This window comes from Micromonospora sp. AKA38, assembly GCF_027925725.1.
Taxonomy (GTDB): domain Bacteria; phylum Actinomycetota; class Actinomycetes; order Mycobacteriales; family Micromonosporaceae; genus Micromonospora.
Window position 1 is genome coordinate 974,302 of record NZ_BNEI01000005.1, and the last position, 15,511, is coordinate 989,812.

A 15,511-nucleotide genomic window follows, 5' to 3' on the forward strand; every position below is an offset into this window, starting at 1 on the left:
GTCCGTTTCGTCACCGTCAACCTCATGATCACCGCAGCGGCGACGTCGGGTGGGGGGTGCGCGGTGGCGGGTCCGCTGTCGGGGGTGGGCACGGCCTAGGGTGGTCAGCGTGGCGACCCTTCTGCTCTTGCGACACGGCCGGACGACCGCGAACGCCGACGGCGGCCTGGCCGGCCGGCAACCGGTCGAGCTGGACGACACCGGCCGGGCCCAGGCCGCGGCCGTCGGCGGGCGCCTCGCCGGGTTGCCGCTCGCGGCGGTGGTGAGCAGCCCGCTGATCCGCTGCCGGCAGACCCTCGACCTGGCGTTGCCCGGCGTCGAGCCGGTGGTCGAGGAGGGCCTGATCGAGTGCGGCTACGGCGCCTGGGAGGGGCAGGCCCTGAAGAAGCTGGCGAAGGAGCCGCTCTGGCCGGTGGTGCAGCAGCACCCCAGCGCCGCCGCCTTCCCGGAGGGCGAGTCGATGGCGGCGATGTCCGCGCGGGCGGTCGCGGCGGTGCGGGCGTGGGACGCGCGCGTCACGGCGGAGCACGGGCCCGAGGCGGTCTGGCTGGCGTGCAGCCACGGCGACGTGATCAAGGCGATCGTGGCCGACGCGCTCGGCGTACACCTGGATCTCTTCCAACGGATCGTGGCCGACCCGGCGTCGGTCACGGCGATCCGCTACACGCCGCTGCGGCCGTTCCTGGTACGGCTCAACGACACCGGCGGCGACCTGTCGACGCTGGTCCCGCCGCCGCGCAAGCGGCGCCGGCGGGCGGTGCGGGCGACCGAGTCGGACGCGGCGGTGGGCGGCGGCGCGGGGGCGGCGCGGTGAGCCGGCCGGCCGCGGCGGCCCGGCGTGTTGCGCTCTGGGCGGATTCGGCGTCGGTGGGCTGCGCGGTGCTTCCGCGCTCCGGATAGGGTCGTGGGTATGACGCACCAGGTGCACGCGTTCGAGCCGCCGGAGCGGTTCGTCGCCGGAACGGTCGGCCCGCCTGGGGAGCGCACCTTCTTCCTCCAGGCGCGTGGCGGCGGCCGGCTGGTCAGCGTCGCGCTGGAGAAGGTCCAGGTGTCGCTGCTCGCCGAGAAGCTGGAGGAGCTGCTCTCCGAGGCGCAACGCCGGTTCGGGGTGAAGCTGCCGGAGGCCGCTCCGGTGGTGCTGGGCGACAACGAACCGCTCGACACCCCGGTCGACGAGGAGTTCCGGGTCGGCACGCTCGGCCTGGCGTTCGACGTGGACACCGCCACCGTGGTGATCGAGGCGATCGCCGTGGGCGAGGCGGAGACCGAGGTCGAGCTGGGCGACGCGGAGACCGACGAGGTCGAGATCGACGAGGAGCCGGACGAGCCCGACGACGACCTCGACCGGCTCCGGGTGCGGCTGACCCCCGAGGCGACCCGCGAGTTCATCGAGCGCGCCAAGCGGGTGGTCAACGCCGGCCGGCCGCCCTGCCCGCTCTGCGGCCAGCCGCTCGACCCGGCCGGTCACCTCTGCCCCCGGCACAACGGCTATCACCGGTGACCTCGTCGGAACTGCAACCCCGACAGGACGCCGCGCAGGCGCTGCGGCTGCTGGCCGACGGCGAGCTGACCCTGGAGGGGCGGCTGGTCGACGCCTCCAACGCCACGCTGCGCGGCGCGGTCGCGCTCGGCGAGACCACCGCGCACTGTGTCTACAAGCCGGTCCGCGGCGAGCGCCCGCTCTGGGACTTCCCGGACGGTACGCTCGCCGGCCGGGAGGTGGCCGCCTACCTGGTCTCCCGCGCCACCGGGTGGGACCTGGTGCCGCCGACCGTGCTGCGCGACGGCCCGTTCGGCCCCGGCTCCTGTCAGCTCTGGATCGACGAGCCGGCGGACGCCGAGCCGCTTGTCGGCTTCGTCCCGGCCGAGTCGGTGCCGCCGCGTTGGTTCCCGATCGCCGCGGCCCGGGACGACGACGGGGCGGCGTACGCGCTGGCGCACGCCGACGACCCGCGGCTGGCCCGGCTGGCCGTGCTCGACGCGGTGATCAACAACGCCGACCGCAAGGGCGGGCACGTGCTCGTCGGCGCCGACGACCGCATCTACGGCGTGGACCACGGCGTCAGCTTCCACGTCGAGGAGAAGCTGCGCACGGTGCTCTGGGGCTGGGCGGGTCGCCTGCTCCCACCGGACGCGGTGGAGATGCTCGACGCGCTGGCCGGCCGGCTCGACGGCGCGCTCGGCGAGGAGCTGGCCGAGCACCTCACGCTCGGCGAGGTCGCGGCGGTCGCGGCCCGGGTGGAGCGCCTGCGGGCCGACGGCCGGTTCCCGCTGCCGCGGGAGGAGTGGCCGGCCATGCCCTGGCCGCCGATGTGAACCGGTGTCGCGTTGATCACCCGAGGGGCGGCACCCGAGCGCCTGACGGATCGTTAGGCTGGCGGTCATGGAGTCTTGGACGGGACACGAGGTGCCACGGCTGCCCGGTGAAGGCGTGCCGCTGAGGTTGTACGACTCGGCGCGGCAGGGCGTCCACCCCTCCCGGCCGGACGGCGTCGCCACCCTGTACGTCTGCGGCATCACCCCGTACGACGCCACCCACCTCGGGCACGCCGCCACCATGATCACGTTCGATCTGGTGCAGCGGATGTGGCGCGACGCCGGCCTGACCGTGCGGTACGTGCAGAACGTCACCGACATCGACGACCCGCTGCTGGAGCGCGCCGAGCGCGACGGCGAGGACTGGAAGGTCCTGGCCATGCGGGAGACGGCGCTGTTCCGCGAGGACATGGAGTCGCTGCGCATCATCCCGCCGGCGCACTACGTCGGCGCGGTCGAGTCGATCCCGGACATCGCCGACCGGGTGCTCGTGCTGCTCAAGGACGGCGCGGCCTACCGGCTCGACGACGGCACCGGCGACGTCTACTTCGACATCTCCGCCACCGGCACGTTCGGCTACGAGTCCAACCTGTCCCGGGCGCAGATGCGGGAGATCTTCCCGGAGCGTGGCGGCGACCCGGACCGCGCCGGCAAGCGGGACCCGCTCGACCCGCTGCTGTGGCGCGGCGCCCGCGAGGGCGAGCCGTCCTGGCCCGGTGGCGACCTCGGCCCCGGCCGTCCCGGCTGGCACATCGAGTGCGCCGTCATCGCGCTGAACCTGCTCGGCGACCGGATCTCCGTGCAGGGCGGCGGCAACGACCTGATCTTCCCGCACCACGAGTGCTCCGCGGCGCACGCCGAGCGGCTGACCGGCGCGGCGCCGTTCGCCGACCACTACGTGCACGCCGGCATGATCGGCCTGGACGGCGAGAAGATGTCGAAGTCCAAGGGCAACCTGGTCTTCGTGTCCCGGCTGCGCGCCGACCGGGTCGACCCGATGGCGGTGCGGCTGGCCCTGCTCGCCGGGCACTACCGCACCGACCGGTCCTGGACCGACGAGCTGCTCGTCGAGGCGCACGAGCGGCTGGACCGCTGGCGGCGGGCCGCCGCCGCGCCGTCCGGCCCGTCGGGCGAGGCTTCCCTGGCCGGGGTACGCGAGCGCCTCGCCGACGACCTCGACACACCGGGCGCGCTGGCCGCGGCCGACGCCTGGGCCACCCAGACGCTGGCCGGCGCCGCCGACGATCCGTCCGCCCCCGCCCTGTTCGCCGACGCGCTCGACGCCCTCCTCGGCATCCGCGTGTAAGGAAGGGCCCCCGGTTAACGCCTCCGGTAGAGAGGGGGCCCCTTCTCACCACCTCACCGGCGGGGCGGATCAGCCGAGGACGAGACCCGGGTCGGGGCTGGGGTCGGGGGCCGGGGCGGGGATCTTGTACTCCTCGGTGAGCGTGGTCATCGGGCCCGGCCAGGTGGCCTGGGCGACCTCGATCGGTTTGCGCCGCTCGTCGTACGCGACGTGCAGCAGGTGCAGCACCGGCGTGTCCGGGCGGATCTGGAGGATCTCCGCCTCCTCCCGGCTGGGCTGGCGGGCGCTGATGGTGTCCGTCGCGGTGACGTAGCGGCGGCCGGTGGCCTCTTCGGCCTCCTGGTAGAGCGGCCGACCGAACGCCTCGGCCCGTTCCAGTGAGCTGCCGGCGGTGTCGGCGGGCAGGAACCAGGACGCGCCGACCTCGACCGGGGAGTCCTCGGTGCGGACCAGGTGCCGCCGGCAGAGCAGCTCGGTGCCGTCGGCGACGCCGAACGCGTCGGCGACCTCCGGCGGGGCGGCGGCGCGACCGACGGAGACGAGCTGCTGGCGGTACCGGGCGGCCAGGTCGGTGTGGTAGCCGCGGAAGCCGCCGTACCGGCCCCGGGCCAGGCGGTTGAGCCGGCGGCGGGTGCCCCGGACGTACGTGCCGGAGCCTGGTTTGGTGATCAGGATGCCCTCGACCCGGAGCTGGTCGACGGCGCGCTGGACGGTCTGCTTGGCCACGCCGAACAGCTCGGCGATGGCCGGGATGGACGGCAGCCGCTCGCCCGGCGCCCAGTCGCCGCGGCGCACCCGGTCCTTGAGCTGCGCGGCGATCTGCCGGTGCGGGAACTCGGCCGCGCCGGGGTTGATCTGCATGTCCGCCTCCTCAGAACAGCTAGGTTCCTAGGATGCCCTAGCGGACGTGACGCCGCCACCCCGAACACGCGAGAAGGCCGGGCCCACGGGGGACCCGGCCTTCGAACGAACCAGCTACCAGGAACCCGCGGTGGGCCCGGCGGAACCGCCCCGACGGCGCAGGTACTTCTCGAACTCCTGCGCGATCTCGTCCCCGGTCAACGGCGTGATGCCCGCGTCGCCGACGCGTTCCTCCAGCTCGCGGACGTACTCACCGAGCTCGGCGTCCTGCTCGGCGGCGCTGCGCACCCGCTGCTCCCACTCGGCCGCCTCCTCGGCCAGGTCGGCCATCGGCACCGGCAGGTCGAGCACCTCCTCGACGCGGTGCAGCAGCGCCAGCGTCGCCTTCGGGCAGGGCGGGTTGTTGGCGTAGTGCGGCACGTGCACCCAGAACGACACCGCGTCGACCTCGGCGCGGGTGCACGCGTCGTGCAACACCCCGACGATGCCGGTCGGCCCGTCGTAGCGGGTGGGAGTGAGCTGGTAGCGCTTGGCCGCGTCGGCGTCGGACGCGCTGCCGCTGATCGGCAGCGGCCGGGTGTACGGCACGTCGGCCAGCAACGCGCCGAGCAGCACCACCCGCTCGACCTCCAGGCTGTGGCAGATCTCCAGCACCTGCTCGCAGAACGTGCGCCAGCGCATGCTCGGCTCGATGCCGCGGATCAGCACCACGTCCCGCTCGGTGCCCTCCGGGCTGGCCACCATGAACCGGGTGGTGGGCCACTCGACCCGGCGGGTCTCCCCGTCGGCCATGGTGATGGTCGGCCGGCTCACCTGGAAGTCGTAGAAGTCCTCCGGGTCCAACTCGGTCACCTGCCGGGCCTGCCAGACCTGTTCGAGGTGCTCCACGGCGGCGGTGGAGGCGTCCGCGGCGTCGTTCCAGCCCTCGAAGGCCGCGATCGCGACCGGTGAGCGGAGTACCGGCAGCCCGTCGAACTCGGTCACGCCGTCACCTCACCCTGCTCGTCGGGAGCGGTGCCGCCCCGTCGCACGGTCGCGTCCCTGATGTCCTTCACGTCCGCCAGCCTACGTGTCGCCGCTGGAGCCGGCCCGTCGGCCGCGCCGGTCACTCGGCCGGACCACCCGGCCGAACCGGATGAAAGGTACGCGGTGATCCGGCCGACATTATGTGGGATGGCGTGATGGGAGTGACCGTGGCGTCGCTCGGCGCACTAACCTGACCGGGTGGCTACTTCGTTGCGCGACCTGCTGGCGGACCGGATCCTCATCGCCGACGGGGCCATGGGGACGATGCTCCAGGCCGCCGACCTCACCATCGACGACTTCGACGGCCTCGAGGGCTGCAACGAGATCCTTAACGTCACCCGGCCGGACGTGGTCCGCGGCGTGCACGAGGCGTACCTGGCGGCCGGCGCGGACTGCGTGGAGACCAACACGTTCGGCGCGAACCTGCCGAACCTCGCCGAGTACGGCATCGCCGAGCGCATCCGGGAGCTGTCCGAGGCCGCCGCGCGGATCGCCCGTGAGGCCGCCGACGCGTACACCACGCCGGAGCGGCCCCGGTTCGTGCTCGGCTCGATGGGCCCCGGCACCAAGCTGCCCACGCTGGGGCACGCCAGCTACGCCTCGCTGCGCGACGCGTACCAGGAGAACGCCGCCGGTCTGATCGCCGGCGGGGCCGACGCGTTGATCATCGAGACCTGTCAGGACCTGCTCCAGGTCAAGGCCGCGGTGGTCGGCTCGAAGCGGGCCCGCGACGCGGCCGGCCGGGACGTGCCGATCATCTGCCAGGTGGCCGTGGAGACCACCGGCACCATGCTGCTGGGCAGCGAGATCGGCGCGGCGCTGACCGCGATCGAGCCGCTCGGCGTCGACCTGATCGGCCTCAACTGCTCCACCGGCCCGGCCGAGATGGGCGAGCACCTTCGCTACCTGTCCCGGCACTCACGCATCCCGGTGTCCGTGATGCCGAACGCCGGACTGCCGGTGCTGACCGCCGACGGGGCGTACTTCCCGCTCGGCCCGGAGGAGATGGCCGACGCGCTGGAGCAGTTCGTCGACGACTACGGCGTGGGCCTGATCGGCGGTTGCTGCGGCACCACGCCGGAGCACATCCGGGTGCTGGTGGAGCGGCTCGGCGGGCGGCGCCCCTCGGCCCGGGCGCCGGAGCCGGAGGCGGGCGTCTCCTCGATCTACCACCACGTGCCGTTCGCGCAGGACGCCAGCGTCCTGATGGTGGGGGAGCGGACCAACGCCAACGGCTCGAAGGCGTTCCGCGAGGCGATGCTCGCCGCCGACTGGCAGGCCTGTGTGGAGATCGCCCGCAACCAGGCCCGCGACGGTTCCCACCTGCTCGACCTCTGCGTCGACTACGTCGGCCGGGACGGCACGCAGGACATGCGGGAGCTGGCCGGCCGGTTCGCCACCGCGTCCACGCTGCCGATCGTGCTGGACTCCACCGAGCCGGCGGTGATCGAGGCCGGGCTGGAGATGCTCGGCGGCCGGTGTGTGGTCAACTCCGTCAACTTCGAGGACGGCGACGGCCCCGACTCCCGCTACGCGCGGGTCATGCCGGTGGTGCGGGAGCACGGCGCCGCCGTGGTGGCGCTGCTCATCGACGAGGAGGGCCAGGCGCGTACCCGGGAGTGGAAGGTCCGGGTGGCCAGCCGGCTGATCGACGACCTGACCGGCCGCTGGGGGATGCGCCGGGAGGACATCCTCATCGACGCGCTGACGTTCCCGATCGCCACCGGGCAGGAGGAGACGCGCCGTGACGGCATCGAGACGATCGAGGCGATCCGGGAGATCGTCGCCCGCTATCCGGGGGTGAACTTCACCGCCGGCATCTCGAACGTCTCGTTCGGGCTCAACCCGGCGGCCCGGCAGGTGCTCAACTCGGTGTTCCTGCACGAGTGCGTCCAGGCCGGTCTGAGTTCGGCCATCGTGCACGCCAGCAAGATCCTGCCGATGTCGCGGATCCCGGACGAGCAGCGCGAGGTGGCGCTGGACCTGGTCTACGACCGCCGGCGCGAGGGTTACGACCCGGTGCAGCGGTTCATCGAGGTGTTCGAGGGCGTCGACGCCGCGTCGGCGCGCGCCACCCGGGCCGAGGAGTTGGCCGCGCTGCCGTTGGAGGAGCGGCTCAAGCGGCGGATCATCGACGGCGAGCGCAACGGCCTGGAGGCCGACCTGGACACCGCGATGGCCGAGGGTCGCACGCCGCTGTCCATCATCAACGACCTGCTGCTGGACGGCATGAAGGTGGTCGGCGAGCTGTTCGGCTCGGGCCAGATGCAGTTGCCGTTCGTGCTCCAGTCCGCCGAGGTGATGAAGACCGCGGTGGCCTACCTGGAGCCGCACATGGAGAAGGCCGACGACGACGGCAAGGGCCGGATCGTGCTCGCCACGGTGAAGGGCGACGTGCACGACATCGGCAAGAACCTGGTCGACATCATCCTGTCCAACAACGGCTACGACGTGGTCAACATCGGCATCAAGCAGCCGATCAACGCGATCCTCGACGCGGCCGAGGAGCACCGGGCCGACGCCATCGGCATGTCCGGGCTGCTGGTCAAGAGCACGGTCATCATGAAGGAGAACCTGGCCGAGATGGCGTCGCGCGGCGTCGCCGAGCGTTGGCCGGTGCTGCTCGGCGGGGCGGCGCTGACCCGGGCGTACGTCGAGGACGACCTGCGGTCGATCTACCCGGGGCAGGTGCACTACGCCCGGGACGCGTTCGAGGGTCTGTCGCTGATGGACCGGGTGATGACGGCCAAGCGGGGCGGCGCGCCGGTGGTGGACCCGGAGCGGGAGGCCGCGCTGGCGGCCCGCCGGGAGCGCCGGGAGCGGCAGCGCGCGCAGGTGCGCGAGGCGCTGCCCGAGCTGGACGACGCCTCGGTGCGCTCGGACGTGGCGGTGCAGGTGGCGGTGCCCACGCCGCCGTTCCTCGGCACCCGGGTGGTCAAGGGTGTGCCGCTGGCCGACTACGCGGCGCTGCTCGACGAGCGGGCCACGTTCCTGGGGCAGTGGGGGCTGCGCGGCGCCCGGGGCGGCACGGGCCCGACGTACGAGGAGCTGGTGGAGACCGAGGGTCGGCCCCGCTTGCGCTACTGGCTGGATCGGCTGATCGCCGACCAGGTGTTGGAGGCGGCCGTGGTGTACGGCTACTTCCCGGCGTACTCCGAGGGCAACGACCTGGTGGTGCTGGACGAGAACGGGCACAGCGAGCGGGCCCGGTTCTCCTTCCCCCGGCAGCGGCAGGAGCGTCGGTTGTGCCTGGCGGACTTCTTCCGCCCGAAGGGCGACCAGTTGGACGTGGTGGCGTTGCAGTTGGTCACCGTGGGGCAGCCGATCAGCGAGTACACGGCGAAGATGTTCGCCGCCAACGAGTACCGCGACTACCTGGAGGTGCACGGCCTGTCGGTGCAGCTCACCGAGGCGCTGGCGGAATACTGGCACCGGCGGGTCCGGTCGGAGCTGGTGCTGCCGGGCGGCGGCACGGTCGCCGACGACGACCCGGCCGACCTGGCCGGCCTGCTGCGCAACGACTACCGCGGCTGCCGGTACGCGTTCGGCTATCCGGCCTGCCCGGACCTGGAGGACCGGGCGAAGGTGGTGCAGTTGCTCGGCGCGGGGCGGATCGGCGTGCAGTTGTCGGAGGAGTTCCAGCTCGTGCCGGAGCAGGCCACCGACGCGATCGTGGTGCACCACCCGGAGGCGAACTACTTCAACGCCAAATAGGGTTCGCGCCCTTGTCCTTGATCCACTCCGCCTCGCCGGAGAAGGGTGTGGCCCCTCCGTCGCCGGAGGGGCCACACCCGGTTCTGGTCAATCTTCAGGGGTGGGGTGGCCCTGCGCCGTAACGGTCAGACGACCGTGCAGGCGATGCCGTTGAGGGTGAAGGCGGTCGGCTCAGTGGTGTTGCCGCTGGTGTTGGCCTGGAAGCCGATGTTGATGGTGGCCCCGGGGGCGATCGCGGCGTTGTAGTCGACGTTGCGGGCGCTCACCTGGCCGCTGGACGGCGAATAGGTGGCACCCCAGCCCGAGGTGATCGACTGGCCCGAGGGCAGGTTGAAGGCCAACGTCCATCCGTTGATCGCCGAGGTGCCGGTGTTGGTGATGTCGATGCTGGCCGTGAAGCCGGAGCCCCAGGAGTTCATCGTGTAGGCGACCCGGGGACCGGTACCCCCACCCGGGGTCGGGGTGACGGTGGGCGTGGGGGTCGGGCTGGGGGGCGGCGTGCCGTTCACGCTGGTCACGAAGGTCGTGATGCTCCGGGCGGGCAGTGTGACGGTGAGGGAGCCGTTCGACATGGTGAGCGCGCCCTGGGGTGCGACGGTCCGGCTCGCGTCGGTCAGCCAGTTCGAGACGCTGCCGGTAGCGGTGGTGCCCGACAGGGTGAACTGCTGGCTCACCGAGGAGGTGTTCTTGTTGACGGCGACGATGACGACGGTGTTGCCGCCCCGGTACGCCGAGACGTAGACGTTCGATGCCGGGTTCGCCGTCGCGTCGATCCGGGTGTACCCGGGCCGGACGAACCGGGCGAAGTGCGCCATCATCGCGCCACGCTTGCTGACCTGGCCGTCCTCCCGCATGGGGCCGTAGCTGCGCCGCAGATACCACCAGACGTACGCCTGGAACTCGGCGTCCACCATGGCGCGGTGGATGTGCTCGCCCACATCGAGCGCCTCGGGCCAGGCGTCGCCCGAGTTGGTGTTGCTGTTCGGGTAGTAGACCTCGGTCATCCACAGCTCTTTGCCCGCACCCTTCTGCTTGAAGAGGGGGTACGGGAAGTTCGAGTACGACGTCCCGTAGAGGTGGGCCCCGATGATGTCAACGTTGGCCAGCGCCGTGGGGTCGTTGAGAATCGGGTCGGACATGGACTTGATGTACTGGAACGATTCGGGTGCCATGACCCGAGTGCTGATCGAGCCGGCGTTCTCCCGCAAGAACTTGACCATCTCGGCGGAGGTCCACCACGTCCAGTCGTGTGCGTAGTCTGGCTCGTTCTGCACGGAGATGCTGTACAGGGGCACCCCGTTGTTGCGCATGTACGTGGTGAAGTCGTTGAGGTGCTGCGCATAGGCGGCGTACGAGCTGTAGCGGAGCCGCTTCGCGTTGGTCTGGCTGCCGCGGGTGAAGGTCTCGATCATGCTGGCGGGCGGGTTCCACGGCGAGGCGAAGACGGTCACCCCGAGTTCGGCTGCGCGCTTCGCCGTCGCGAGGTCACGGCCGAAGTCAGCCGAGCTCTCGCCGACCGGAATCCGCAGAATGGAGAAGCCCAGCCGACCCTCGCCGGTGCCGAACGCCGTTTCCCGCTGGGCGGCCGTCAGGTCGCCGATCCAGGCCGCGTGGGCCATGGCGCCGTAACCCTTGATCGTCTGCCGCTGCGCCGACAGGTTGATGGTCGCCGGCGCGGCCGAGGCTCCGGTGGCTCCCAGCAGCGTGGTCGCCGCTGCCGAGACCGGTACGGCCCCCATGGTTATCAGGACGGCTCTCCGGCTCAGCATTCGCCGCTCGCCGTTGACCGGCCTGTTCTGGTCGTGCGTCATTGTGCGCCCTCCTGGCTGGTGGTGATACGCGCGTGCACCGGTCCTGTCCGGACCGGGTCGGCACCGCCCCTCCAGCGTCGCCCTGGGGACTGCCCTTGACCCCGGCGTCAATGACCCGTCGGCCCTCATCGACTGACGTCGCTGTTAGCGTTAACGGGTCGTTAGTTTAGATTCCGGCCCAATGCGGGTCAAGCGCACGGCGGGTCACTGTGCAGGTGAACAGACGCCCGTTTCGATTCCGGTCACGACTGGACTGCCTGGCCGGGGCGCGCGGCCCTCGATCCCTGACCGGGATGGTCACCCGGACGTGTTTTGGTGCTCTCTTCCGGCTATGTGAAGAAGTGTCCGGTCTTAACGTGAGGTCGCATGCCGGCAAGGGCCCGAAGCCCGTCGGCCCGTCCGAAAGGCGACGACCATGCCCGACATTTCGCGACGCACGTTGCTCCAGGCCACCGCCGCCGTCGGCGCCGGGGCGGTCGTCGCACCGGCCGTGCTCGGCGGGCCCGCCCAGGCGGTCACCGGCACCGACGGCTCCGGGGCGCCCGTCTGGGCCGAGTGCCCGCCGGCGCAGCTGACCGGCCGCATCGTGCGGTTCGGCGACCCCGACTATCCGACCGCGAGCCTCGGCTGGGACGAGCTGTTCGTCCGCAACCCGCTGGTCATCGTGTTCGCGCAGAACACCCAGGACGTGGTGAACGCGCTCGCCTGGTCGCGGCAGAACAACGTCGCGCTGCGGGTACGCAGCGGCCGGCACAGCCTTGAGGGCTGGTCGAACGTGGACAACGGCATCGTGATCGACGTCAGTGAGCTGAAGTCTGCCGACATCAACCCGGCCACGCTCACCGCGCGCGTCGGCGCCGGGCTCAACCAGTTGGAGGCGGTCACCGCGCTCGCCCAGCGGGGCCTCGCGGTGACGACCGGTACGGAGGGCAGCGTGGGCCTGTCCGGGGCGACCCTGGGCGGGGGTTTCGGCTTCCTGACCCGCTGGCTCGGCATGGCCTGCGACAACCTGATCGGGGCGGAGATCGTCGTCGCGTCCGGGGCGAACGGCGCGAAGGCGATCGAGGTGGATCTGCGGAACCGCCGGGACCTGCTCTGGGCGTTGCGCGGGGCGGGTAACGGCAACTTCGGCATCGTCACCTCGCTGACCTACCGGGTGGCCCCGCTGCGCGGCGTCGCCTACCTCCAGGCGACCTGGTCCGGTCTCGACGACCTGCGGGGCGTCTTCGACCGGTGGCAGCGCACCGCGCCGTTCACCGACGTCCGCCTCGGCTCCCAGCTGGAGATCCACAGGTCGCAGATCCTGCTGTTCGGCGTGCTCGTCGAGGGCACCGAGGCGGAGGTGCGGAGGCTGCTGGAGCCGGTCCTGTCGGTCGGCGTCCCGCAGGTCACGGTGCAGATCGGCGGGTGGGGCGACATCTATGCCGGGTTCCAGGTTCCGACCCAGGACGAGCCCGCGAACTGGAAGTTCTTCTCCCAGTTCACCCGCCGGCCGTTCCCGCCCGAGGCGATCGAGACCATCCGCTCCTTCATGGCGGTCGCGCCGACCGATGCCAGCAACTTCTTCACCCAGGCGTTCGGTGTCGGCGCGCAGGCGAAGCAGCCGGTCGGCGGCTCGGCGTTCCCGCACCGCGACGCGATCTTCTACTCCGAGCCCGGCGCGGGCTGGGGGACCCGGGGCGTGCCGGACAGCGGCGACGCCCTCACCCCGGCGGCCCAGGCGTGGATCGCCGAGTTCAGCCAGGCGTTGCGCCCCTACGTCGACGGCGCCTACGTCAACGTGCCGAACATCGGCATGCAGGAGTGGGAGACCGCGTACTGGGGGCCGAACGTCGAGCGCCTCCGCAGGATCAAGGCGATGTACGACCCGCACAACGTCTTCCAGTACGAGCAGAGCATCCCGCCCGCGTCGTGCTGAGCTGGTGCGGTGTGGACACCGCACTAGCCGCGTGCGGGCCCGTCGTCCGGCATGCCCTCCCCGGAGGCCCGGGGCGCGGTGCGGAGGATGTCGCGGGCCTGTTCGGCGGCGCGGGTGATGCTCTCGCTGATGAAGTCGAGGAAGCGGGCGATGTTCTCCAGTCGGGCGGCGGCCGGGGTGTCGGGTCCGAGCAGGGCGACGCCCCGGCGGGCGACGGCGACGAGGTGGTCGTTGGCCCGTGCGCTGGCGATCGTCGCCTGGTAGAAGAGGTCGTCGTCGACGACGTAGCGCTCCCGGCGACTGTCGTCGCGTTCCCGCCGGACCAGGCTCTGCCCCGCCAGGAAGGTGATCGCCTTGGAGACCGAGGCGGGGCTGACCTGGAGGTGCCGGGTGAGGTCGGCCGCGGTGAGACTGCCCTCGTCGCTGGTGAACAGGCAGGTCAGGACCCGGGCCGCCATCGTGGGCAGGCCCGAGGCCATGAGAACGGTGGTCAGCGTCTCCTCGTACTCGGTCATGGCCTCGGCGTCGCGCCCCCGCGGCTGGGGGAGTGACCCCGCCCCGCGGGAGCTGGCGGTCGTGCGCCGCCGGGCGCGACGTTCGGTGGCGCGGTGGGCCAGCTCGGCGCGGTAGGCGGTGGGGCCGCCGTTGCGCATCACCTCGCGGGTGATCGTGGAGGTCGGCCGGTCGAGGCGTCGGGCGATCTCCGCGTAGGCGAGGCTCTCGGCCAGCCCGGCCGCGATCCGTTGGCGTTCCTGCTGGGTGAGTCTGCCCCCCGGCACCGTGATCTCCTCCCGTCCGGCCGTGTCCGCTGGGCAGCATAGCGTTCACCACCAGCCTATTGCAACGAACGTCGGTTGCGGTGTTGCGTTAATTCCAGGTCCGTTGCAACGATTGCACTCACTTGAGCTGGACAAATACAGCTTGGATGCAACGAGGTTGTTGCCGTGTAATAGAAAGCAACGTAGCGTTTCCGGTGTTGGAAATGAGCAACGGAAACCCCTGGGAGAGCTCGATGCAGACGTTCGCCACCCCCGCCCCGATCGCCGCCGTCCTGGACGTCCCCGCCGGTCGCATCCAGGTCATCGCGGCGGACCGCGCCGACACCACGGTCGAGGTCCGACCCGCCGACGCCGCCAAGGGGCGTGACGCCCGGACCGCCGAGCAGGCGGTGGTCAGCTACGCCGACGGCGTCCTGCGGATCCACGTCCCCGAGCCCACCAACCGGATCCTCGGCGCCCCCGGCTCCGTCGAGGTCACCGTGCGGCTGCCTGCCGGCTCCCGCGTCCAGGCCAGGTCCGGCGCCGTCGAGGTACGCGGCGTCGGCCGCCTCGGTGACGTCACCGTCGACGGCGCGTACCGGCAGGTCAAGCTCGACGAGGCCGCCAGCGTGCGCCTGACCGCGACCGACGGCGACGTCGAGATCGGCCGGCTCACCGGCGCCGCGGAGATCAGCACCGCCCGGGGCGACATCCGGATCGCCGAGGCGCTACGCGGCACGCTCGTGCTCCGCACCCGCTCCGGCGACATCACCGTCGCCGCCGCCAGCGGCGTCCCGGCCACCCTGGACGCCGGCACCGACCACGGCCGCGTCAGCAACGCCCTGCGCAACGACGGTGCCGCCGCGCTCGACATCCGCGCCACCACCTCGCACGGCGACATCACCGCCCGCAGCCTCTGAATCCGACCGACCCCACCCCCGCAGGAGAAGACATGACGACGAACATCACCCCCGCGACCGGCTCGACGTGGAGTGGCATGGTGCCGGTCGACGACACCGCCCTGGCGGTCACCGACACCGGCGGCGCCGGCCTCCCCGTGCTCTACCTCAACGGCCAGTTCGCCACCCAGGGCTACTGGCGGCGGGTCGTCGCGGGCCTGGGCGACGGGTGGCGGCACATCACCTACGACGAACGGGCGCGCGGCCGGTCGAAGCGGTCGGCGGACTACTCCTTCGACGCCGCCGTTCGCGACGTCGACGCCGTGCTCGCCGCCCGGGGCGTGGACCGGGCGCTGCTGGTGGGCTGGTCCTACGGTGCCGTCGTCGGCGCGCACTGGGCCGAGCGCAACCCCGACCGCGCGATCGGCGCGGTCCTGGTCGACGGCGCGTTTCCCTACGACTGGCTCGACGAGGCCATGGAACAGCGGATCCGGAAGCTGTTCAGGCGGCTGGGCTGGGTCACGCCGCTGCTGCGCCCCACCGGCCTGACGCCGCGGATGACCGCCGCGCAGCAGGCCGAGAGCAACATCGAGCTCGGCCGGCTGTCCCGGGAACGCGAACTCGGCCCGGTGCTCGACCGGATCACCGTCCCGGTGCGGTACGTGGTCGCGTCGGGCACGTCGCTGGGCAGCCGCGGCGACGAGCAGGAACGGATCCGCGCCGGACTCGACGCGGTGACCGCCCGCAACCCGCACATCCGGGTCAGCGCGAAGGTCGCCAGCAACCACGGCGCATTGCTCAAGAAGGACGCGCCCGCCATCGTCGCGGCGGTCCGCGAGGTCGCCGCCCTCGACGACGCGGCGACGACCGACCGGTGACGAGCGACCGTGATGGTGGCGGCG

General features: G+C 72.0%; 12 protein-coding genes. 8 read left to right on the forward strand and 4 right to left on the reverse strand.

The features are described 5' to 3' along the window. The first annotated feature begins 100 nt into the window (after positions 1 to 100). From TPA0908_RS21790 to mshC, 4 genes are all read left to right on the forward strand, one after another. Positions 101 to 814 (forward strand): histidine phosphatase family protein, encoded by a 714-nt coding sequence (locus TPA0908_RS21790; protein WP_281940716.1) that lies wholly within the window; start codon positions 101 to 103, stop codon positions 812 to 814. A 96-nt stretch (positions 815 to 910) separates the two neighbouring features. Continuing rightward, complete coding sequence (locus TPA0908_RS21795) at positions 911 to 1,501, forward strand: DUF3090 domain-containing protein (protein WP_281940717.1); 591 nt, start codon at positions 911 to 913, stop codon at positions 1,499 to 1,501. Beyond that, positions 1,498 to 2,316: an SCO1664 family protein gene (locus TPA0908_RS21800; RefSeq protein WP_281940718.1), complete on the forward strand. Its 819-nt coding sequence runs from the start codon at positions 1,498 to 1,500 to the stop codon at positions 2,314 to 2,316. Before TPA0908_RS21795 ends, TPA0908_RS21800 begins: the two co-directional genes overlap by 4 nt. A 67-nt stretch (positions 2,317 to 2,383) precedes the next feature. Continuing rightward, the gene (gene mshC / locus TPA0908_RS21805) at positions 2,384 to 3,622 is read left to right on the forward strand and encodes a cysteine--1-D-myo-inosityl 2-amino-2-deoxy-alpha-D-glucopyranoside ligase (RefSeq protein ID WP_281940719.1); all 1,239 of its coding nucleotides are present in this window, start codon (positions 2,384 to 2,386) and stop codon (positions 3,620 to 3,622) included. Between the two features lie 69 nt (positions 3,623 to 3,691). Here the strand turns inward: mshC and TPA0908_RS21810 are convergent, their stop codons facing one another. Together TPA0908_RS21810 and TPA0908_RS21815 are read right to left on the reverse strand one after the other, a co-directional pair. Continuing rightward, on the reverse strand, positions 3,692 to 4,483 hold the full coding sequence (locus tag TPA0908_RS21810) for a GntR family transcriptional regulator (protein WP_281940721.1): 792 nt from the start codon (positions 4,481 to 4,483) through the stop codon (positions 3,692 to 3,694). Positions 4,484 to 4,597: 114 nt separating this feature from the next. Next, positions 4,598 to 5,467 (reverse strand): PAC2 family protein, encoded by an 870-nt coding sequence (locus TPA0908_RS21815; protein ID WP_030504102.1) that lies wholly within the window; start codon positions 5,465 to 5,467, stop codon positions 4,598 to 4,600. A gap of 252 nt (positions 5,468 to 5,719) precedes the next feature. Here TPA0908_RS21815 and metH point away from each other — a divergent pair, with 252 nt between their 5' ends. Then, on the forward strand, positions 5,720 to 9,223 hold the full coding sequence (metH, locus tag TPA0908_RS21820; RefSeq protein WP_374709254.1) for a methionine synthase: 3,504 nt from the start codon (positions 5,720 to 5,722) through the stop codon (positions 9,221 to 9,223). 125 nt (positions 9,224 to 9,348) lie between these two features. On the opposite strand, the gene TPA0908_RS21825 is transcribed toward metH, so the two are convergent. Next, positions 9,349 to 10,962 (reverse strand): cellulose binding domain-containing protein, encoded by a 1,614-nt coding sequence (locus TPA0908_RS21825; protein WP_281940724.1) that lies wholly within the window; start codon positions 10,960 to 10,962, stop codon positions 9,349 to 9,351. Between the two features lie 487 nt (positions 10,963 to 11,449). Here TPA0908_RS21825 and TPA0908_RS21830 point away from each other — a divergent pair, with 487 nt between their 5' ends. Continuing rightward, entirely contained in the window at positions 11,450 to 12,952 is a 1,503-nt protein-coding gene (locus TPA0908_RS21830) for an FAD-binding oxidoreductase (protein WP_281940725.1), read from the forward strand. Between the two features lie 23 nt (positions 12,953 to 12,975). On the opposite strand, the gene TPA0908_RS21835 is transcribed toward TPA0908_RS21830, so the two are convergent. Continuing rightward, entirely contained in the window at positions 12,976 to 13,731 is a 756-nt protein-coding gene (locus TPA0908_RS21835; protein WP_281940727.1) for a helix-turn-helix domain-containing protein, read from the reverse strand. Positions 13,732 to 13,934: 203 nt separating this feature from the next. Between TPA0908_RS21835 and TPA0908_RS21840 the strand changes: the two genes are divergently transcribed. Further along, positions 13,935 to 14,630, forward strand: a complete 696-nt coding sequence (locus tag TPA0908_RS21840) for a DUF4097 family beta strand repeat-containing protein (protein ID WP_308447840.1) — start codon at positions 13,935 to 13,937, stop codon at positions 14,628 to 14,630. A 32-nt stretch (positions 14,631 to 14,662) separates the two neighbouring features. Next, complete coding sequence (locus TPA0908_RS21845; RefSeq protein WP_281940729.1) at positions 14,663 to 15,487, forward strand: alpha/beta fold hydrolase; 825 nt, start codon at positions 14,663 to 14,665, stop codon at positions 15,485 to 15,487. Positions 15,488 to 15,511: the final 24 nt, after the last annotated feature.

Coding starts and splice junctions, on each gene's coding strand:
- TPA0908_RS21795 (WP_281940717.1), top strand. CDS start 911: ATGACGCACCAGGTGCACGCGTTCGAGCCGCCGGAGCGGTTCGTCGCC.
- mshC (WP_281940719.1), top strand. CDS start 2,384: ATGGAGTCTTGGACGGGACACGAGGTGCCACGGCTGCCCGGTGAAGGC.
- TPA0908_RS21810 (WP_281940721.1), bottom strand. CDS start 4,483: ATGCAGATCAACCCCGGCGCGGCCGAGTTCCCGCACCGGCAGATCGCC.
- TPA0908_RS21825 (WP_281940724.1), bottom strand. CDS start 10,962: ATGGGGGCCGTACCGGTCTCGGCAGCGGCGACCACGCTGCTGGGAGCC.
- TPA0908_RS21830 (WP_281940725.1), top strand. CDS start 11,450: ATGCCCGACATTTCGCGACGCACGTTGCTCCAGGCCACCGCCGCCGTC.
- TPA0908_RS21840 (WP_308447840.1), top strand. CDS start 13,935: ATGAGCAACGGAAACCCCTGGGAGAGCTCGATGCAGACGTTCGCCACC.
- TPA0908_RS21845 (WP_281940729.1), top strand. CDS start 14,663: ATGACGACGAACATCACCCCCGCGACCGGCTCGACGTGGAGTGGCATG.